Annotated in this window: 14 protein-coding genes; 9 read left to right on the forward strand and 5 right to left on the reverse strand. The window is 73.6% G+C overall.

Annotated features, from left to right (window positions below; genetic code table 11):
• The first annotated feature begins 85 nt into the window (after positions 1 to 85).
• The 5 genes from ABT354_RS06160 to ABT354_RS06180 all read left to right on the forward strand — a co-directional run bounded on the left by ABT354_RS06160 (position 86) and on the right by ABT354_RS06180 (position 7,174).
• Positions 86 to 2,215 (forward strand): hypothetical protein, encoded by a 2,130-nt coding sequence (locus ABT354_RS06160; protein WP_351489703.1) that lies wholly within the window; start codon positions 86 to 88, stop codon positions 2,213 to 2,215.
• Between the two features lie 108 nt (positions 2,216 to 2,323).
• A complete protein-coding gene (locus tag ABT354_RS06165; protein WP_351489705.1) occupies positions 2,324 to 4,477 on the forward strand; it encodes a CLIPPER-2 domain-containing protein in 2,154 nt (717 codons plus the stop codon).
• A gap of 80 nt (positions 4,478 to 4,557) precedes the next feature.
• Positions 4,558 to 5,079, forward strand: a complete 522-nt coding sequence (locus tag ABT354_RS06170; RefSeq protein WP_351489707.1) for an SMI1/KNR4 family protein — start codon at positions 4,558 to 4,560, stop codon at positions 5,077 to 5,079.
• A gap of 130 nt (positions 5,080 to 5,209) precedes the next feature.
• Positions 5,210 to 5,668, forward strand: coding sequence for an SSI family serine proteinase inhibitor (locus ABT354_RS06175; RefSeq protein ID WP_351489709.1), 459 nt, complete (start codon positions 5,210 to 5,212; stop codon positions 5,666 to 5,668).
• Positions 5,669 to 5,803: 135 nt separating this feature from the next.
• The gene (locus tag ABT354_RS06180; RefSeq protein ID WP_351489711.1) at positions 5,804 to 7,174 is read left to right on the forward strand and encodes an aspartate aminotransferase family protein; all 1,371 of its coding nucleotides are present in this window, start codon (positions 5,804 to 5,806) and stop codon (positions 7,172 to 7,174) included.
• 25 nt (positions 7,175 to 7,199) lie between these two features.
• Here the strand turns inward: ABT354_RS06180 and ABT354_RS06185 are convergent, their stop codons facing one another.
• The gene (locus tag ABT354_RS06185; protein WP_351489713.1) at positions 7,200 to 11,099 is read right to left on the reverse strand and encodes an nSTAND1 domain-containing NTPase; all 3,900 of its coding nucleotides are present in this window, start codon (positions 11,097 to 11,099) and stop codon (positions 7,200 to 7,202) included.
• A gap of 181 nt (positions 11,100 to 11,280) precedes the next feature.
• On the opposite strand from ABT354_RS06185, the gene ABT354_RS06190 reads away from it, so the two are divergent.
• On the forward strand, positions 11,281 to 12,714 hold the full coding sequence (locus ABT354_RS06190; RefSeq protein WP_351489715.1) for a glycosyltransferase family protein: 1,434 nt from the start codon (positions 11,281 to 11,283) through the stop codon (positions 12,712 to 12,714).
• Between the two features lie 66 nt (positions 12,715 to 12,780).
• On the opposite strand, the gene ABT354_RS06195 is transcribed toward ABT354_RS06190, so the two are convergent.
• Positions 12,781 to 13,221, reverse strand: coding sequence for a hypothetical protein (locus tag ABT354_RS06195; protein ID WP_502983335.1), 441 nt, complete (start codon positions 13,219 to 13,221; stop codon positions 12,781 to 12,783).
• 90 nt (positions 13,222 to 13,311) lie between these two features.
• On the opposite strand from ABT354_RS06195, the gene ABT354_RS06200 reads away from it, so the two are divergent.
• From ABT354_RS06200 to ABT354_RS06210, 3 genes are all read left to right on the forward strand, one after another.
• A complete protein-coding gene (locus ABT354_RS06200; RefSeq protein ID WP_351489717.1) occupies positions 13,312 to 14,049 on the forward strand; it encodes a GntR family transcriptional regulator in 738 nt (245 codons plus the stop codon).
• A gap of 47 nt (positions 14,050 to 14,096) precedes the next feature.
• A complete protein-coding gene (locus ABT354_RS06205) occupies positions 14,097 to 16,547 on the forward strand; it encodes a dolichyl-phosphate beta-glucosyltransferase (protein ID WP_351490161.1) in 2,451 nt (816 codons plus the stop codon).
• A 194-nt stretch (positions 16,548 to 16,741) separates the two neighbouring features.
• Positions 16,742 to 17,392 (forward strand): putative DNA-mimic protein, encoded by a 651-nt coding sequence (locus tag ABT354_RS06210; protein WP_351490164.1) that lies wholly within the window; start codon positions 16,742 to 16,744, stop codon positions 17,390 to 17,392.
• A 53-nt stretch (positions 17,393 to 17,445) separates the two neighbouring features.
• On the opposite strand, the gene ABT354_RS06215 is transcribed toward ABT354_RS06210, so the two are convergent.
• The 3 genes from ABT354_RS06215 to ABT354_RS06225 all read right to left on the reverse strand — a co-directional run bounded on the left by ABT354_RS06215 (position 17,446) and on the right by ABT354_RS06225 (position 20,780).
• Positions 17,446 to 18,651, reverse strand: coding sequence for a cytochrome P450 (locus ABT354_RS06215; protein WP_351489719.1), 1,206 nt, complete (start codon positions 18,649 to 18,651; stop codon positions 17,446 to 17,448).
• 156 nt (positions 18,652 to 18,807) lie between these two features.
• Positions 18,808 to 19,470: a response regulator gene (locus ABT354_RS06220; RefSeq protein WP_351489721.1), complete on the reverse strand. Its 663-nt coding sequence runs from the start codon at positions 19,468 to 19,470 to the stop codon at positions 18,808 to 18,810.
• Positions 19,467 to 20,780, reverse strand: a complete 1,314-nt coding sequence (locus ABT354_RS06225) for a sensor histidine kinase (protein ID WP_502983349.1) — start codon at positions 20,778 to 20,780, stop codon at positions 19,467 to 19,469. Before ABT354_RS06225 ends, ABT354_RS06220 begins: the two co-directional genes overlap by 4 nt.
• Between the last annotated feature and the right edge of the window lie 132 nt (positions 20,781 to 20,912).

A 20,912-nucleotide genomic window follows, 5' to 3' on the forward strand; every position in this document is an offset into this window, starting at 1 on the left:
CGTACAGCCGGGGCGGGCCGGTGGGCGGCGGTACCCCGACCCGCACGACAGAACATCCGAGATTCCGAGATGAGGGTCCACGGACATGAGACTCACCCGGGCCTCGGCCAGCGGCGCCCGCCGACTCGCCCTGGCCGTCCTGTGCGGGCTGCTGCTGACCCTGCTCCCGCAGCCCCCCGCCGACTCGGCGCCCCCCGGCCCGGCCGGGCGGGCGGCCCCCCGGGCCCTCACCTTCCCCGTCCATGAACCCTTCGACTCGGCGGTGGGCTCCCTGGGCACGGCCGTGGGCACCGCCACCTTCCAGAGCGGCGGCTGGCTCCGGCTCACCAGCGCGGCCAGCTCCCAGGCCGGGGCCTGGGAGATGAACGACTCCTTCTCCACCAGCCTCGGCATCGTCGCCGAGTTCACCTATGCCACCTACGGCGGCACCCCCTTCGACGGCAAGCGCGGCGACGGTCTGGCCTTCTTCCTCGCCAACGGCACCGCCGCCAATGGCACCGGCGCCCCGGGCGGCAGCCTCGGCTACTCCTGCGGCGGCGGCCCGCCCTGCAACCGGACGGGGGTCCCCGGGGCCTTCCTCGGCATCGGCATCGACGAGTTCGGCAACTTCTCCACCATCCAGGCCGGGAACGACGGACCCGGCACCCAGGCCAACCGGATCGTGCTGCGCGGCGGCGGCAACGGCACCACCGGCTACCGTTTCGGCACCTCCACCCCCGGCCCCACCCAGGGCACCTCCGCCTGCGGCCTCGCCGCCACCTCCGTGGAGACCTGCGGCCGGGGCGACTACCGCACCGTCCGGGTCACCGTGATGCCCAACGCCGGCCGGCTGCTGGTCAATGTGTGGTCGGACACCGGTCCCGGCACCACGCTGCAAAAGATGATCACCGACTTCAATGTGTCGGGCATCGCCAACCAGCCCGCACTGCCGTCCTCCCTGAAGGTCGGTTTCTCCGGCGGTACCGGCGGCGCCACCAATATCCATGAGATCGGCGATCTGAAGATCAATGTCCCGGCGGATCTGTCGATCACCAAGACGGCGAACCTCTCCACCGTCCCGGCGGCCGGCGGCCCGGTCGTCTACACCGTCCGCGTCGCCAACAGCAATGACAACGATGTGATGGGCGCCTTCGTCCGGGACGCCGTGCCGGGTCTCACCGGGGTCACCTGGAGCTGTACCGCGACCAGCGGCAGCTCCTGCGGCCAGGCGTCCGGCAGCGGCAACAACCTCAGTACCACGGTGAATCTGCTGCGCGGCGGCTCCGCCACCTACACCATCACCGGGACGGCGCCCGCCCAGCCCACCACGCTCACCAATACCGCCACCGTCACCCCGCCCAGCGACCGCTCCGACACGGACACCACCAACAACAGCGCCTCGGTGACGACGACGGTGACGGCGCGCGCGGATGTGGTCGCGAGCAAGAACGGGGTCGGGACCGGTCCCATCACCCCCGGCCAGCAGTTCGACTACCGGGTCACCGCGCTGAACAACGGGCCGTCGAACACCACCAATGTCCGGATCACCGACACCCTCCCGGTCGGGCTGACCTTTGTCTCATCGGCCGACGGCTGCACCGCGAGCGGCCGTAACCTCGCCTGTCCGACCCGGCCGAGCCTGCCCTCGGGCACCTCCGTCTCCTGGACCTTCCGGGTGCTGCTCGACCCCTCGTACACCGGTGACGGCTCCGATCTGGTCAACACCGCGACCGCGAGCCATGACGTGACGGATCCGAACACCGCCAACAACACGGCCACCGCGATCCCGCCGGGCGGGGTGACCGTCCCCCGGGCCGATCTGCGGACGGTCAAACGGACGGTGACCAGTACCCCCATCGCCCCCGGCCAGACCTTCGAGTTCACCGTCACGGTCACCAACGGCGGTCCGTCCACCGCCCGTCAGGTGCGGCTCACCGACCCGTTGCCGACCTCGCTCGCCTTTGTCTCGTCGGCCGACGGCTGCACGGCGAGCGGACAGAACGTGAGTTGCGGCCCGGTCTCCGGTCTGCCCACGGGTGCCTCGGTGACCTGGACCTTCCAGGTGCGGCTGAGCGCCTCGTACGAGGGTGACGGCTCGGACCTCCGGAACACCGCCACCGCGTCGGCCGCTACGGACGACCCCGATCCGACCAACAACAGCGGCTCGACCGGGCCGCCCGGTGGCCGGACCAATCGGCCCACGGCGGACATCGTCCTCACCAAGCGGACCGACTGACCGACCCCCAAAAAAATGCCCCCCTGTCCCCTCTGTCCCCTTCACCGCCCCTGGAACCCGCCCGCAGGCCCCGGCCCCGGACCACGAACGGATCGGAATCGATGTGAGATGAGAGCGACCAGACATCGGCCCCCCACGGTGAGGGCGGTCATCACCGCCCTGGCCTGTGCGCTACCGCTGTGGTCCGGCACGGGTCACGCCTCGGCCGCCCCGCAGCCCCTGTCCGTCACCGCCCCTTCGGCGGTCACGGCCCCTTCGGCGGTCGCCGGGCAGACCTCCCGGGTGGAGACCCGGCTGACCCGGGCCGCCTCGGCGGTCCCGCCCGGCGGTCTTGTCACCTACACCCTCACCGCCACCAACCGGGGCCCGTCGGTCGCCCGTGAGGTCATGGCCACCGATGTCCTGCCCGAGGGCATGGAGTTCGTCTCCTCCGCCGACGGCTGCACCGCGAGCGGCCGTAACATCACCTGCGGTCCCGAGCCCCAGCTCTCCGTCGGGGAGACCAAGCACTGGAGCTTCATCGTCCGGCTCGACCCCTCCTACCAGGGCGACGGCAGCGATCTCGGCAACTCCGCCGAGGGCACCTCCGAGGCCGTCGACCCGGACCCGGGCAACAACAAGCCGGATCCGGTGATCCCGGTGGGCCCCTTCGACCCGGTCTCCGACCTCAACACCGTGAAGACCGCCGTCGGCAACGGCCCGATCGCCCCGGGCGAGGAGTTCGAGTACGAGATCACCACCGAGAACACCGGACCGTCCGACGCCCGCAATGTGACCGTCACGGACGCCCTGCCGGCCGGGCTGGCCTTCGTCTCCTCCGGCGACCCCTGCCGGGCCTCCGGACAGCAGGTCACCTGCGGCCCGCTCGCCCGGCTGGCCGCCGACGACCATGTGACCTGGACCTTCCGGGTCCGGCTCAGCGACGCCTACACCGGGGACGGCAGCGATCTGCTGAACACCGCCACCTCCACCTCGGACTCCGAGGACCCCAACCCCGAGGACAACACCTCGCCACCGGTCCGGCCGCCCGGCGGGGTCTCCGCGCCGCAGGCCGATGTGTGGACCGCCAAGCGGCCCACGACCGGCACCCCGATCTCGCCCGGTGAGACCTTCTCGTACGCGGTCACCGTCACCAACGACGGCCCGTCCCGCGCCCGGAACGTCCGGATCACCGACACCCTCCCGGCCCCGCTGGCCTTTGTCTCATCGGCCGACGGCTGCACGGCGACCGGGCAGGACGTGAGCTGTGGCCCGGAGGCGACCCTCGCCCCCGGCGCCGCCAAGACCTGGACCTTCACCGTCCGGCTCGACCCCAACTACCGGGGCGACGGCTCGGACATCGCCAACACCGCCACCGCCGCGTCGGACACGGCGGACCCGGTGCCCGGGAACAACACCAGCCCGCCCGCCGGGCTCCCCGGCAGCGCGGTCAACCAGCCCTACGCGGATCTGTCGGTGACCAAGACGGCCCAGGGCGACACCCCGCTGCCCCCGGGATCCACCTTCGACTACCGGATCCGGGTCACCAACAACGGCCCCTCGGCGGACGCCCTCAACGTACGGCTCACCGACGCCCTGCCCAGCGGGCTCGTCTATGTGTCGTCGTCGCCCGCCGGATGCACGGTCACCGGCGCGGTGGTCACCTGCCGCCGCAGCACACCGCTCCAGGTGGGCCAGAGCGCCGACTACACCCTGACCGTACGGATCGACCCCGACTACAAGGGCGACGGCAGCGATCTGCTGAACCGGGCCCGGGTCACGGCCGACAACATCGACCCGAACAGCCGCAACGACGTGGACGAGGAGCTGCCGCCCGGCGGTTCGGTCGCCCAGCCGTCGGCGGATCTGGCCATCGTCAAGCGGCCGACGACCAACACCCCCATCGCTCCCGGTGAATCCTTCGACTACGAACTCACCGTCACCAACAACGGTCCCTCCACGGCCGAACAGGTCCGGGTGAGCGATGTCCTGCCGACCGCGCTCACCTTCGTCTCCTCGGACGACGACTGTGTCTCCGGCGACACGGTGCAGTGCGGACCGTTGGACTCCCTCGCCCCCGGAGCCTCGGTGACCTGGGTGTTCCGGGTGAAGCTCGACCCCGAGTACGAGAACGACGGCTCGGACATCCGCAACACCGCCACGGTGGACGCGGACACCCACGACCCGGTGCCCGGCAACAACACCAGCCAGGCGGCGGGCACCCCCGGCGGCCAGGTCAAGGACCCGACGGCGGATCTGGAGGTGACCAAGAAGACCCCGTAGCCCTCAGGGGCCCGGAAGTGTGATCGCCAGGCGTACGGCCGTCGCCGAACGGCCGTACGCCTGGCGCTACTCTGCCGCCTGTGTCTCCGACTTTCGACCGTGATCTCCCGCCCGCGCTCGCCGCCGCCAACCAGGCCGACTACGGCCACGCCGACGGCGACGGCATCGAGTTCGACCCGTACGAGGCCTTCCTCTCCGCCGAGGACACCGCCGACTGGATCCGCGACTGGACCGGCAACAGCGACCTGGGCGGCGAGGACTTCCTGGTCTTCGGCCGCGATGTGGGCGGCGGCCACGCGGCGCTCTGGCTGGTGCGGCCCGGCGCCCGGATCGCCGAACAGCCCGTGGTCTTCCTCGGAGGCGAGGGCGAGACCGCCGTCGTCGCCCGGGATCTGCCCTCCTATCTCTGGCTGCTGGCCGACGGGTACGGGCCGCTGGAGGTGGTCCAGTACCCCGACCGCGATCCCCAGCCGCACGAGGAGCTGACCTCGATCGCCGAGCGCTTCGCCCCGGGGGCGCGCCGCACGGGCCGCCAGGTGATGGCGGAGGCGGCCGGGGAGTTCCCCGACTTCGACTCGGTCATCGAGGCCCTCTGCCGCTGACACCCTTCCGGTGACCGGAGCGGCCCTTCCCGTACCTCGTTGGAGGGACCGCGCCGGGGTGTCGGCCGGGCGGGGGCGGGGGGCGGCGGTGATGTGGGGAGGTTCCTCCCCTTCGCTCTCAAGGAGCCCCATGCGCCGCCGCGCCCTTCTCCGTACCCTCGCCCTCTCCGTCGCCCTCCTCGGGGCGGGCACGCTCCCCGCCCAGGCCACCGCCGCACCCGCCACACCCGCCACGGCACCCGTCGCGCGGGCCGTCGCCGAGGCCACCGCCGACGCCACCGCGCAGGTCGGGCCCGGACTGCTGCTGACCCTCTCCGGGCCGGGCAGCGGCGGCGCCCGGTCCGTCCGGCTCCAGTGCGACCCGCCCGGCGGCTCCCACCCCCGGCCGCTGGCCGCCTGTGGCGAGCTGGCGGAGGCGGGCGGCGACCCGGACGCGCTCGCCGGGGAGCCGGGGTTCTGCCCGCTGAACCACGACCCGGTGACCGCCAGCGCGTACGGGGAGTTCATGGGGCAGCCGCTGAGCTGGCGCAAGACCTTCACCAACGCCTGTGCGCTGCGCCGGGCGACCACCCCGGTCTTCGACTTCTGACCCCGGTCACCGCCCGTCCCGTCCCGGACCTCACAGAGCCAGGGCCCCGGTGCGACAGAACGCCGTGGTGGCGGGGCCCGCGCCCGACAGAATGGCCATGCCGGACCGTACCGGCCGCTCCGTACGCTGGCCGCCATGACCACTCACGCCCAGCAGCCCGCCGACCCCGCCGCCGTCCGGGACACCGTCAAGGCCCTGGACCGCGCCCATGTCTTCCACTCCTGGTCCGCCCAGGGGCTGATCGACCCGCTCGCGGTGGCGGGCGCGGAGGGCTCGTACTTCTGGGACTACGACGGCAAGCGCTATCTCGACTTCACCAGTGGCCTCGTCTTCACCAATATCGGCTATCAGCACCCCCGGGTGGTGGCCGCCATCCAGGAGCAGGCCGGGAAGCTGACCACCTTCGCCCCCGCCTTCGCGATCGAGGCGCGTTCGGAGGCGGCCCGGCTGATCGCCGAGCGCACCCCCGGCGATCTGGACAAGATCTTCTTCACCAATGGCGGCGCCGAGGCGGTCGAGAACGCCGTACGGATGGCCCGGCTGCACACCGGCCGTCCGAAGATCCTCTCCGCCTACCGCTCGTACCACGGGGCCACCGGCACCGCGATCAATGTGACCGGTGACCCCCGGCGCTGGCCCTCCGACAGCGGCACCGCCGGTGTGGTGCGCTTCTGGGCGCCGTTCCTCTTCCGCTCGGCCTTCCATGCCACCACCGAGGCGGAGGAGACCGAGCGGGCGCTGCGCCACCTGGAGGAGACGATCGTCTTCGAAGGCGCGTCGACCGTGGCCGCGATCGTGCTGGAGACGGTGCCGGGCACCGCCGGGATCATGCTCCCGCCGCCGGGCTATCTGCCGGGGGTACGGGAGATCTGCGACCGGTACGGGATCGTCCTCGTGCTCGACGAGGTGATGACGGGATTCGGGCGGACCGGACGGTGGTTCGCGGCCGAGCACTTCGATGTCGTCCCCGATCTGCTGACCTTCGCCAAGGGCGTCAACTCCGGCTATGTGCCGCTGGGCGGGGTCGCCATCTCCGAGCGGATCGCCGCCACCTTCGAGAAGCGCCCCTACCCGGGCGGGCTCACCTACTCCGGCCACCCGCTGGCCTGCGCGGCGGCGGTCGCCACGATCGGGGTGATGGAGGACGAGGGGGTGGTGGAGCGGGCCGCCCGCCTCGGCGAGGCCGTACTCGGCCCGGGTCTGCGCGCGCTGGCCGAGCGGCACCCCAGCGTGGGCGAGGTCCGTGGGGTCGGCGCCTTCTGGGCCCTCGACCTCGTCCGCGACCGCGCCACCCGGGAGCCGCTGGTCCCGTACAACGCCTCCGGTGAGGCCAACGCCCCGATGGCGGCCTTCGCGGCGGCCTGCAAGGAGGGCGGGGTGTGGCCCTTCGTGAACATGAACCGCACCCATGTGGTGCCGCCGTGCACCACCGGGGACGCGGAGGCGAAGGAGGGCCTGGCGGTCCTGGACGCGGCGCTGACGGTGGCGGACCGCTTCACCGTCTGACCGTCACGGGAAGACCGTCACCGGGTCAGGGGCAGGTCGGGCGGTACGGGATCCCCGGGAGGTGGGTCCGCCACTCCTTCCCGGTGAGCCCGCCCCCGGCCCGCCCGCAGACCGCCGCCGCCGTCCCGCCCGGATCCAGCGGATGCGCCCGGTGGACCCGGCGGTCGGTGGTCACCCGTACCTCGTCGCCGTCCGGGGAGAAGCCCAGCGCCAGGACCGGGCCGTCGGCGGGCGGCAGCACCAGCCCCCGGGAGCGCGGATCGGCGGTCTCCCGGACCACGATCCGGCCGTCCGCGCCCCCGACGGCGACCCGGCGGCCGTCCGGGGAGAACGCCAGGGCGGGCGGGGTGCTGGGCAGCCCCCTGGCTGGTTCGGCCGGGGTCAGCTCCGCCAGCGGAGCGCCCGCGCCGGACCGCCACAGGGTGGTCCGGCCGAGCTGATCGGCCATCGCGGCCAGGGTGCCGTCCGGGCTGAACGCCACCGCCCAGGCGTCCCCCGCCCCCGGCATGGCCGCCGTGACCTCGCCGGTCCCGGGGTCGATCAGGCTGCGCCGCCCGGTGAGGACCCGGTCCGCCGGGGTGGTGCCCAGGACCGGGCCGTGGACCCCGGCCAGCAGGGTTGACCAGCCGTCCCGGCCCGCTTCCCCCGGCCCCAGCCGCAGCCGGTCCACCGACTTGTGGCGCTGGGCGGAGCGGGAGACCCGGATCTCCTTCCCGCCCACACCGACCGAGAGCCCGCCGTCGAAGTCCGGGGGCGCGGCGGCCGACCGGGAGACCCCCGAGGCGAGATCCCGTACGGTCAGCTCCCCCGCGCCGTTCGCATGGCCCAGATGACGGCCGTCCGGGCTGAAGGCCAGGGGCACACAGGGATGGCAGCCCACTTTTCCGCCGGGGCCCGCGAGGGTGGTGAGCACCCGCCCGTCGGCGGCGTCCCGGATCCTGTACGCGCCGCCGCGCTGGGTGACGAGACGGGTGCCGTCCTGGCTGTAGGCGGCACGGCCGAGGGGCGGCGGTACGGGGCGCCGCGCGGCCGCCGGGTCGAAGGCGACGGTCCAGACGGTGAGCGAGGGGAAGTGGCTCAGCGAACGGATCGTCCCGGAGGCGGGATCGAGGCGGACCTCGGCGAGGTTCATCGTCCCCCGGGGGACCCGGAGCAGCGACCGGGGCGCGCGGTCCCGGGAGAGCCGCCAGAGCCGGACCCCGTCGCTCCCCACGGTCGCCAGCAGGGTGCCGTCCGCGCCGAACGCCACATCCGCCGGGGCCTCGGTGGGCACCCGGGGGTGCTCCCGGCCGGTCCGCACATCCCAGAGGCGGATGTCCTTCCCGGTGGGGACGGCCAGCATCCGGCCGTCCGGGGCGAAGGTCAGGGTCTGCGCCGTACAGGCGAGCCGCCCCAGGGCCCGGGGGACGGGGAGCGGACGGCCCTCCCGGATGTCCCAGAGCCGGAGCCGGCGGTCGTCCGGGCAGAAGGCGAGCAGCCGGTCGTCGGGGGAGAGGGTGACCAGCCGCACTCCGCGCCGGTCGCCGGGGACGGTCAGGACCCGGCGCCCGGTGCGCGTCTCCCACACCGTCAGCCGGCCGCCGAACGGATGCGCCGCGTAGAGCCGGCCGCCGGAGCCGAACCAGCCCTCGTGGCGGCTGCCCCGGGGGCCGAAGGGCCCGCTGACGGGCCGCCCGGCCACCGTGTCCCAGATCCTGACGCCGTCCCGGTTCCCGTACGCCACCTTCCGGTCGTCGGGGCTGATGTCGATCATCCGGTCGGCGGCTCCACCGAGTCCGGGCCGGTCGGGGAGGCGGGCCCGGGTCGCCGTGTCCCACCGTGCGACCCGGTCCGGTCCGACGACGCTCACCGTGCGGCCGTCCTCGGAGAGGCGTGGCCACACGGAGTTGTCGTCGCTCTCGTGCATCTCCAGCTCGGTGGCGATCTCGGGCAGGGTGAACCGGTCGGTGAGCGGCTGGGCCGCCGCCGCGAAGAGCGCCTCCCTGGTCTCCGGCAGATCGGCGAGCCGCCAGGCCGCGAGGGAGAGCCGCATCGCCGAGCGGGGGTCCACGGCCCGGACGCTCTCGGCCCGTTCGGCGATCCGGCGGGCCTCCGTCTCGACCACCCGCCGCTCGGCGGAGCCGTTCTGACGCTGGATGACCACTCCGGCGACGGTGGTGAGACAGAGCAGGGCGGAGAGCGCCACCGTCAGGACGCGCAGTCTGCGGGTGGTACGGGCGGCGGCGCGCAGCCGGTCGTCGTCGGCGCGCAGGGAGGCGGCGAGGAAGGCGTGTTCCTCGGGGGCGAGGGGGAAGCGGGGTGTCCACCCGGAGCGGCCCGGACGGATCCTGCGGGCCCTGCGGGCCCGCAGGAAGCCACGGATCCGTCCGGAGCGCCGCGCGGTGGCGGCGGTGCTCTCCACCGGGCCGACGGCGCCCGGAGCCCCTGCCTCCGGGCGGACCGGCTCCCCCGGCTCCCGGGTATCCCGCTGCCCCGGGTGCTCCGGATGCCCCGGGTGCTCCGGGTGCTCCGGGTGCTCCGGGTGCTCCGCGTCCCGCCCCGGGGTGAACGCCTCCCGTGCCGCCGCCAGCTGCGCCCCCCGGTACAGCGCCCCCTCGTCCCGCCCCAGCGCCTCCCAGGTGCGGGCCGCGTCGGTGAGGCGGCGGTGCAGCCGCAGCCGGTCGCGGTCCGCCTCGATCCAGCCGCGCAGCCGGGGCCAGCCCCGGATCAGGGCCTCATGGGCGAGGTCCACGGTGCCGTCGTCGGCGGTCAGCAGCCGGGCGCGGACCAGGCGTTCCAGGACGTGCTCGAAGTCGGGGTCGTGCGCGAGTTCGGCGCGGGCGGCCGAGCGGCGGGTGTCCTCGGTGGCCTCGCCGGGCGAGACCAGCCGCAGCAGCAGGGCCCGGGCGGCCCGTGCCTCGCTCGCGGTGAAGGCGGTGAAGACCTCCTCGGCGGTGTGCGCGACCGCTCCCCGTACCCCGCCGATCGCCTCGTACGCCGCCACCGTGAGGGTCCGTCCGCGCCGCCGCCGCCAGGTCTCCAGCAGGGCGTGGGACATCAGCGGCAGCCCGCCGGGCTCATCGGCGACATCGGCGACGATCCGGGCGGTCAGCGCCCGCTCCACGATCAGCCGCGCCGCGCCGGCCGGGCCGACGACCGCCGCCCGCAGCTGCTCCGGGGTCATCGGCCCGACGAGCAGGACCGATTCCCTGAGTGCTGCGGCGAGTGCGGGGTGTTCGGCGCAGCGGCCGTAGAAGTCGGCGCGGACGGCGACGACGACCCGGCAGCCGGAGCCGGTCAGCAGCGCGATGAAGGCCTTCCGTTCGCCGGGGTCCCGGCAGAGGGTGAACACCTCCTCGAACTGGTCGACCAGGAGCAGCGCGCCGGGGGTGAGCAGGGCCCGGTGGGTCCGGGCGGGGGTGGGTCCGGGGGTGAGGATCCGGATCACGGTGGCGTCGGTCGCGGGGTCCTCCCGGAGGGCGGGCACCAGTCCGGCCCGCAGCAGGGAGGACTTGCCGCTGCCGGAGGCGCCGACGAGCGCGGTGAACTCCCGGGTACGGGTCATCTCACGGAGTTCGGCGATGAGTTCGTCGCGGCCGAAGAAGTGCTCCCGGTCCTCGGTCCGGTAGCGGGCGAGTCCGGGGTAGGGGGCCTCGGCCCCGTCGTCGGGGGCGACGGCGGCCCGGTCGGGGCCGGCCAGGTGCCAGCGTTCCTCCCACTCCACCGGGTCGCCGCCGCAGGCCCGGACATAGGCGAGGGTGACGGGGAGGGAGGGGAGCCGTTCCCCGGCGGCGGCGCCGGAGAGGGTGGGCGCGGTGTACGGGGAGCCCTCGGCCATGGCCCGGTAGGTGGGGGAGCCGGCCGTGCGGCGCAGGGCGCGGAGCCGGTGGGCGAAGTCCTGGACCGGTCCGGCGGTGGGGTCGAGCGGCTTCTCCCGGCGTCCCATGTCCCGTCGCCCCCGTCGCCCCTGTTCCCCCGCCCGGCACCCGGGCCCCTCGGCCCCGCTCCAGCTCAGGCGGCCCGGCGGCGCCCTGTCCGGCCCCCGGGCAGCCTAACTCGGCCGACTCGATTGATGGGTGCGGCGTGGGGGGCCTGCCCATCAACGCCGGGGCCGGTGGACTCGCCGCATGATCGAGACCGCGACCGTTCCCGTCCGCTCGCTGCCGCCGAAGCGGCGGCCCGCGCCCCGCACCCCCTGGGCCGTCGCCCTGCCGCCCGCCGCGCTGGCGCTGGCGCTCGGGCTGTGGGGGCTGGAGCGCGAGGGGACGATGTGGAGCGACGAGGCGGTCACCTACGACATGGCCGGGCGGAGCCTGCCGGGGATCTGGCGGACCCTCGGCTCGGCCGACGCCGTCCATGGCCTCTACTACCTGCTGATGCACGCGGTGTTCGCCGTCTGGGACCCGGGGCTCGTCCCGCTGCGGCTGCCTTCGGTCCTGGCGACCGCCGCGACCGCCGCCCTGGTCGCGCGGATCGGGGCACGGCTCGCCGGGCCGAGGGCGGGGCTGCTCTCCGGGCTGGTGCTGGCGCTGCTCCCCGTCGTCCAGCGGTATGCGCAGGAGGGGCGTTCGTACGCCCTGGTCTGCGCGCTGGTGGCATGGGGGACGCTGCTGCTCCTGGAGCGGCGGTGGCGGGCGTACACGGTGGTGATGCTGATCGCCTGTCTGCTCCATGAGTTCGCGGTGCTGGCGCTGGTGGCGCATGCGGTGACGGTGTGGCCGGCGGGGCGGCCGGGCGGGCGCGGGCTGCCCCGCGACTGGCGGCGGGCGGCGGCGGTGGTCTGCTGCGGTCTCGCGCCGCTGGCGGTCTTCTCGATGACGCAGTCGGCGCAGCTGGACTGGGTCGGCCCGCCGAGCACCCCCAAGCTGGTGGACTTCGCCGTCCTGGCGCTGGTGGGGCTGGTCTGCGGGGCGCTGCCCGGCGGCGGCGCGGTGCGGCGGCTCGCGCTGCCCCTGCTGGTCCTGCCGATGGGGCTGCTGATCGCGGTCTCCTTCGCCCACCCCCTCTATGTCGAACGGTATGTGCTCTTCCATGTCGTCGGGCTCGCGCTGCTGCTGGGGGCGGTGCTGGACCGGCTCTGGTCACCGCTGGTGGCGGGGGGCGCGGTGGTCACGGCGGTGGTGCACCTGACGGTCACGGGTCCGCAGCTGCGTTCCCCGGAGAGCCGCAGCGACCGGGTGACGGCGATGGCCGGGGTCGTCGCCGAGCTGGCCCGGCCGGGGGACGCGGTGCTGTTCGTGCCGGGGCAGCGCCGGGTGTGGTCCCTGGCGCCCGGCGATGGCTTCCGGGGGCTGCCGGATCTCTCCCTGGACCGCGCGCCGCGCGCCTCGCACACGCTGTACGGGACGGAGGCGTCCCCGGGGACGGTCCGGGAGCGGCTCCTCGACCACCCGGGCCGGGTGCTGGTGGTCGCGGACCGGCCCGGGGAGCGGCGGCTGGTGCCGGCCAGGGAGACGGCCGCGCTGGCGGTGCTGGAGCGACACTTCCGGCTGGTGGAGGAGCGGACGGTGAGCCGGGCCCGGATCGGGGTGTACATCCGGGACCGGGGTCCGGGCCGTTGAGGCGGAGCGCGGGGAGCCGGGGGCCGGGCCGTTGAGGCAGCAGGAGACCGGGGCCCGGAACCGTGTTCAGGAGCCCGGGCGCGCCGGGGCCTCCACCTCCAGGAATCTCCGCCCGGCCGCGCCCCGGTAGAGCAGCGCCTCCCACCCCGCCTCCGTGAGCAGCCGCGCGCACTCCCGCAGCCGTTCGTCCGCCTGCCGCCGGACCCCGCCGCCCGGGGGCCCCGCCCACTCCACCCGGACCGCCCCCGGGCGTTCGGACTCCAGCACCCGGTAGCCGGTGGCGACCCGGGTGCCGTCCGCGTCCACCGCCGACGGCGCCACACCGCCCGCCTCCAGCGCCAGGGCGACCGCCCAGGCCGGCCGGGAGCGTTCCCAGGGCGCGGGGGTGGTCCCGGTGAGCCGGCGGATCTGTATCAGCCCCGCGTACGCGGCCCGTACCTCCGTGTCACGAGAGGGGCCGGCCGACGCCCGGCCGTCCCCCGTCGCCGCCTCGAACATCCCATCCATACCGCTTTCTCCCGTCATATTCCCCTCACTTGGTCCTCACCGGGTGGCCTATATCGTGTCCGGGACCACCCTGGCGAAGGAGAGCCATCGATGCCCGCCCCCGGACCGTACGGCGCGACCACCGCTGTCACCCGCAGCACCCTGCGGCAGCAGATCGCGGACGCGCTGCGGGACGAGGTGCTGGCCGGGCGGCTCCCGCCCGGCGAGGAGTTCACGGTGAAGCAGATCGCCGACCAGTACGGGGTCTCCGCGACCCCGGTCCGGGAGGCCCTCGTGGACCTCAGCGCCCACGGTCTGCTCGACTCCGACCACCACCGGGGTTTTAGGGTGCACCGCTTCACCCTCGCCGACTTCCGGGCCATCGTGGAGTCCCGCTCCCTGGTCATGGACGGGGTCATCCGCCACGCGGAGCGCCGCGCCCACACCGGGACCCGGGCGGTCGCCATGGTCTCCGTACGCCGCCGCGCCGAGGAGGCCGCACGCGCCGCCCGCTGCGGCGATCTCGACATCCACATCGGCTACGACCTCCGTTTCTGGCAGGAACTGGGGTCGATCCTCGCCAATGTCTACATCTCCGGTTTCCTCTACCGGCTGCTGGTGCAGGGGTGGGTCTTCGCCGTGCCCCAGCTGCGGACCGACGACGACCGCGGCCGCTGGCTGTGGGGCGGCCATCTGGAGCTGGTGGACGCGGTGACCCTCGGCGACCTCCGGGCGGCCCGCGCGGTCATCGACACCCACAACGACCGGGCCTCGGCCTGGGCGGACCGGCTGGAGCGGGCGGCAGCCCGGCCCGGGGTACCGGCCGAACGACGAGAGGGCCAGCCGTGACCACAGCCCCGCACCCCGGCCCCACCGCAGCCGAACCGGGCGGCCCGATGCGCACCCCCCCGTACCAGGGCGATGTCGACCTGAGTGTGATCGTCCCCGCGTACAACGAGGAGGGCAGGCTCCGCCCCACCCTGGACGCCATCCGCGCCCATCTGTCGGCGGACCCGGAGCGCACCTGGGAAGTCATCGTGGTGGACGACGGCTCCACCGACTCCACCGCCCAGGTCGCCCGCCGGGCCGCCCGCGACGAGCCCAGGATCCATGTCGTCACCGCCTTCGACGGGGCCAACCACGGCAAGGGCGACGCACTGCGGCGCGGGGTCCTCGCCTCGTACGGCCGCCGGGTACTGATCACCGACGCCGATCTCTCCACCCCCATCGAGGAGCTGGAGCATCTGGAGGCGCTGCTGGCCGACGAGGAGTCGGCGGCGGCGATCGGCTCCCGCGCCCACCCCGACTCGCTGATAGAGAACCACCAGTGGCGGGTCCGCGAATGGCTCGGCCGGCTGGGCAACCGGCTGATACGCACCGTCGCGGTACGCGGGATCCATGACACCCAGTGCGGCTTCAAGCTCTTCGACGGCGAGAAGGCGCGGGCCGCGTTCGCCGGTTCCCGGCTGGACGGGTGGGGCATCGACGTGGAGATCCTGCGGCACTTCCGGCGCGAGGGCTGGCCGGTGACCGAGGTCCCGGTCCGCTGGTCCCACCGCCCCGGCTCCAAGGTCCGCCCGCTGGACTACGGCCGGGTCCTGCTGGAGCTGGTCCGGCTGCGCACCGGCCCGGTCCGGCGCGCGGACCTGGTGGTCGCCCTCGCCTTCCTGCTCGGCGCCGTCATCCTCTACCAGGACCTCTGGGCCGATCTGGACCGGGGCTATCTCGCCGACGCGGGCCAGGACCAGAACCAGTGGGAGTGGTTCTTCCGGGTCACCGCCGAGAACGTCACCGAGCTGCGCAACCCCCTCTTCACCTCCCTCCTGAACCATCCGGAGGGGGTGAATCTGATGGCGAACACCGTGATGCTGGGGCTCTCGGTGCCCCTCACCCCCATCACCCTGCTGCTCGGCGCCAGCGTCACCTGGACCCTCGTCCTGACCGGCGGCCTCGCCGCCACCGCCCTCTGCTGGTACTGGCTGATCGGCCGCTGGCTGGTCGCCAGCCGCTGGGCCGCCGCGATCGGCGGGGGCTTCGCCGCCTTCGCCCCGCCGATGATCTCCCACGGCAACGCCCACCCCAACTTCATCGTCCTCTTCGCGATCCCGCTGATCGTGGACCGGGCGCTCCGCCTCTGCCACGGCCGGCGGGTGGTCCGCGACGGCGTCCTCCTCGGCCTCCTCACCACGTACCAGATCTTCCTGGGCGAGGAGTCGCTGCTGCTGGCGGCGATGGGAATGGTCTTCTTCGGCCTGGCGTACGCGGTGGCCCGGCGCGATGTCGCCGCCGCCGTCCGGCGTCCGCTGCTGCGCGGGACCCTCATCGGACTCGCGGTCTGTCTGCCGCTGGTCGCCTTCCCGCTGGGCTGGCAGTTCTTCGGGCCGCAGAGCTACACCCATGTCGTCCACGGCCCCGTCACCCACAACAGCCCGCTCGCCTTCGTCGAGTTCGCCGGGCGCTCACTGGCGGGCTCGGACGCCGGGTCCGATCCGCTGGCGATGAACCGCACCGAGCAGAACGCGTTCTTCGGCTGGCCGGTGCTGCTGGTCTGCACGGCGGTCGTGGTGTGGCTGCGGCGGCTGGCCGTGGTCCGGGCACTGGCCTTCACGGCGGTGGCCGCGGCGCTGCTCTCGCTCGGGGTGAAGTTCCGTATCCCGTACACCGATGTGGTGCTCCCCGGGCCCTGGAAGGCGCTCGCCGAGGCGCCGCTGTTTGAATCCGTCATCGAGTCCCGGGTGGCGATGGTCTGCGCCCCGGTGCTCGGCATGCTGCTCGCCCTCGCCGTCGACCGCTTCCTGGCCGCGCGGCGCCGGCCCCGGGCGCTGCGGGCGGCCGGGGTGCTGGTGGTGGTGGCCGCGCTGGTGCCGGTGCTGCCCACGCCCTATCCGGTACGGGAGAGGGGGCCGGTGGCCGCGTTCTTCACCGAGGGGATGTACCGGGACTACCTCGCCGAGGGGGAGTCCGTGGTCACGGTCCCGGTCGCCTCACCGGGCCATGCCGACCCGCTCTTCTGGCAGTCCTCGGGCCGGATGGACTTCGCGCTGGCCGGGGGGTACTTCATGGGCCCCTGGGGCCCCGACCGGATCGGGATCTACGGGCCGACACCGCGCCACACCTCGAACATGCTCGCCGAGGTCCGCACCACCGGCCGGGTGCCGGTGATCGGCGGAGGCTGGCAGCGGCAGGCGGCGGCGGATCTGAAGGCCTGGCGGGCGGGGGTGGTGGTACTGCCGCCGCAGGACAACGACCACGCCCTGTACGCCACCGTCGAGGGGCTGCTCGGCAAACCGGGGAAGCGGGTCGGCGGGGTCTGGGTGTGGGATGTGGGCACCGGATACGGGGAATGAACGGGAAAAGCGCACCACGGGTGCCGTGACCGGGCTCGATGTGCGACGGTGTGACCGCGACAGCCCGCAGTACCGCAATACCCGCGATGCAGCAGTACCCGCAGTGCCGCCGACCGTGGTCCCGTCCGGGATCGCGCCGACCGCGACCCTGCCGGCCGACCGTGCCCCCGCCCCCGTTGGAGAGCGAGCCTCCCTTGGCCTGTGACCTCTGGCTGGTCCCTCTTGTCGATGTGCTCTGCCACAGCCCGGACAATCCGTTCGCCGAAGAACTCGCCGTCTACGACAAGGCGCTGACGGACGCGGGGCTGCCCGCCGTCCCCGTCTTCGCCTATACGCCGGGACTCTCCGGCGATGTGGCTCCGGTCGCCGGGTTCGACTACGACGCCCTGCACTTTCTGCGCCGCGCCTATCTGCTCCAGCTGTGCGGACTCGCGGTGACGCCGGTGGACGAACTCGGCGGCGACTACGAGCAGCTGCTGGAGATGTTCGAGCCCGCCGCCCAGCAGTCGCATCTCGTCTGGCACTACGACCACGCGGGCGCCTATGTCCCGGTCGACTTCGCGGCGCCGCTCTCCAATGACGCCCTGCTGGCGGGCGGGGGGCCGCTGGGCTCCACCCAGGGGCTCCTGCGCGAGCTGGAGTTCGTCGCCCCCGCCCTGGGCATCGACCCGGCCAACCCCCCGGCCCCGCCGGGGCCACCGCCGCGCCCCACCTCCCTGGAGGAGCCCGCGGCGCCCCTCCTCCCCGACGACAGCCCCTTCGCCCGTGAGCGCCATGTCTGGCTGGGTCTCCATGCTGCGGCCATCCGCAGCCTGGGCCAGGGATCGATGATCATCTTCAGTTGATGGCCTCAGGGGGTGCCCCGGGGGCGGGGGCACCCCCTGAGGTCCCTACGGCTCTACAGCTCCACCCGCAGCTCGCGCAGGCCCCGGATCACATACCCCGGCTGCCACTCCGGCTCGGCCACCAACCGCATCGTCGGGGCCTCGCGGAGGAGTTCACCGAAGGAGGCGTTCAGCTCCACCCGAGCGAGCGGGGCACCCAGACAGAAGTGGATGCCCGCACCAAAGGTGATGTGGGGGTTGTCCGTACGGGCGAGATCCAGCCGGTCCGGGTCGGTGAAGCGGGCGGGGTCGCGGTTGGCGGAGCCGAAGAGCAGGGCGAGTTCGGAGCCCCGGGGGATCACCGTGCCGTCGATCTCGATGTCGTCCAGCACCCAGCGCTCGAACATCTGGAGCGGGGTGTCGTACCGCATCAGCTCCTCGACGGCGGACGGCAGCAGGGAGTGGTCCGCGCGCAGGGCGGCCAGCTGCTCCGGGTGGCGGAAGAGCGTCCACCAGCCGCCCGCCGTGGTGTTCACCGTCGCCTCGTGGCCCGCGTTGAGCAGCAGCACACAGGTGGAGATCATCTCCTGCTCGCTCAGCCGGTCGCCCTCGTCATGGGCGGCGATCAGGGCGGAGATCAGATCGGTGCCGGGCTCGGCGCGCCGCTCGGCGATCAGCTTCCGCAGATAGGCGGAGAACTCAAGCGACGCCGTGACCGCCCGGCGCGCGGTCTCCTCCGAGGGGCTCAGCTCGAACATCCCGCAGATATCGGCGGACCAGGGGCGCAGCAGCCCCCGGTCGGACTCCGGGATGCCCAGCATCTCCGCGATCACCGCCACCGGCAGCGGCTCGGCGACATCGGCGAGGAGATCGCCGCCGCCCGCCGCGCGCACCCCCGCCACCAGCTCGGCGGCGAGCCGCCGGACCGTGGGCTCCAGGGCGGCGACCGTCCGGGGGGTGAACGCCTTGGTCACCAGCCGCCGGATCCGGGTGTGGTCCGGCGCCTCCAGATCGAGGATGCCGTGGTCGTTGAGGGTGTGGAAGGGCTCATGGGCGGCGGGCGGGGGTGTCCGCCCGAACTCCTCATGGGTGAAGCGGTGCCGATAGGTCCGCCCCAGCCTGCGGTCCCGCAGCAGGGCGGAGACATCCGCGAAGTGGGGGACCAGCCACTGCCGGGTGGGCTCGAACCAGTGGACCCGGCCGGTCTCCCGGAGCCGGGCGTACGCGGGGTACGGATCGGCGACGAACGAGGGCGACCATGGCTCGAAAAGTGCGCTCATAGCGGGAAGTCAACCGCCATGGCCGGGTGCGGGCCAGCCCTGTGGACAAACCTCCACCCGCTTGTGACCAGCCGGTAAGCCACGGCGGCCCCGGGGTCACGGGGACCCAGGGGCCGGAGGCCGGAGCCGGTTCGGTGGCATGCCGGTGCGCCGGGGCTATCCGGGGGTGACCAGCCGTGCCTCGTACGCGAAGACCGCCGCCTGGGTGCGGTCCCGCAGCCCCAGCTTCACCAGGACCCGGCTGACATGCGTCTTGATCGTGGACTCGGCGACCACCAGATGCGCGGCGATCTCCGCGTTGGAGAGGCCCTGGGCGATCAGCACCAGCACCTCCGTCTCGCGCTCGGTCAGCTCCCCCATCTGGGAGACCGTGCCGGACCGGGGGGACTGGGTGGCCAGCTTGGAGAACTCGGTGATCAGCCGACGGGTCACGGTGGGCGCCAGCAGCGCCTCGCCGGCCGCGACCACCCGTACCCCCTCGGCGAGCTGCCGGGCGGAGGCGTCCTTGAGGAGGAAGCCGGAGGCACCGGCCCGCAGCGCCTGGTAGACGTACTCGTCCAGATCGAAGGTGGTGAGCACCAGCACCTTGGCGGGGGTGCCCGACGCGACGATCTCCCGGGTGGCCTCGATGCCGTTCAGCTCCGGCATCCGGATGTCCATGAGGACCACGTCCGGCGCCAGCTCGGCCACCTTGGTGACCGCCTCCCGGCCGTTGACGGCCTCGCCCACGACCTCGATGTCGGGCATCGCGTTCAGCAGGACGGAGAAGCCCTCGCGCACCATCATCTGATCGTCGACGATCATCACGCGGATGGTCATGCGGACCCCTGCCCGGTGGCGCGGGCCCGTGCCGGGGCGGCCGGCTCCTCGTCGGCGGGGGCGGCCAGCAGGAACGCGGTCACCTCGTACCCGCCGTCCTCGGTCGCCGCGTGCGTCAGCGCGCCGTTGAGCATCGCCACCCGCTCCTTCATTCCGGTGATTCCGTGCCCCGCGCCCGGTGAGGGCTTCACCAGGCCGCGCGGGGCGGTGTTCACGATCCGCAGTCCGATGCCGCCCAGGACATAGCCGACCTCGACCAGCGCGGTCGAGCCCGGGGCGTGGCGCAGGGCGTTGGAGAGCGCTTCCTGAATGATCCTGTACGCCGACAGCTCGACGCCCTGCGGCAGCGGCCGTACCGCGCCCGTCACCGTCTTGGTGGTCTCCAGACCCGCCTCCCGCACATTGGTGAGCAGGGTGTCGAGATCGGCGAGGACCGGCTGGGGCGCGTCGGGGGCCTCGTAGTCCTCCGCACGGACGACCCCGAGGATCCGGCGCAGCTCGGTCAGGGCGGCGACGGCGTTCTCCCGGATGGTGACGAACGCCTTCTCCAGCTCCGGCGGGGGGTTCTCCACGCGGTAGGGCGCGGCCTCGGCCTGGATGGCGACCACGGACATGTGGTGGGCGACCACGTCGTGCAGCTCGCGGGCGATGGTGGTGCGCTCCTCCAGCAGGGTGCGGCGGTCGCGCTCGACGGCGGTGACGGACTGCTCGGCGGCGACGTCCCGCTCCGCCTTGCGGCGGACATGCACCAGCGAGGTCGCCAGCAGGAGCACCGCCGCGAAGAACAGCATGATCAGCGCGTTGTCCCCGCCGTAGCCGAGGAAGGACGAGGTGAACATCGCGTAGAAGGCGGTCAGGGTCCACATCCAGCCCGCGATGGCGGGGTGGGTCCGCAGGGCCGCGAGAACCATCACGCCCAGATGGGCGAAGAAGCCCGGGGGCGACCAGGGGGCGAGATCCCCGAACTGGGAGAACATCGCGACGACCGGGGTGGAGGCAAGGGAGATCCAGAACGCCCCCACCGGGCGCATCAGCGCGAGGAGCAGGGTGGCGGTGGGTATCAGCCCGGTGATCACCACGATGCCGGCGGGGACGCTGTAGTAGGCGTCCGAGTCGAGGGCCGACAGATAGAGCGTGAAGAGCACGAGGGCGAGGACGACTCCGTGCGGGGTCCAGGCGGAGAGTTCCCGGGCGCCCTCGGGCAGCCGTCGGGTCAGCGGCCCGTCGGTCTTCATCCGGGGCAGGGGTCGGAAGGCGAAGGCGTCGTGGAAGAGGTCCCTGGGCAGGCCCTTCACGGCGCCCGAGGCCATTGCGAATTCGGGGCTGCGGGTCTTCTGGGTCACGATCAGAACGGTAGGCGCGGGGGACGGACGCGGTCGTCACCATCGCTGGGGATCCTGCCGCGTCCGTCCTGAGGACTACATGAGCCTACGCCTGTCCCG

This window comes from Streptomyces sp. NPDC000594, assembly GCF_040299965.1.
Lineage (GTDB): Bacteria > Actinomycetota > Actinomycetes > Streptomycetales > Streptomycetaceae > Streptomyces.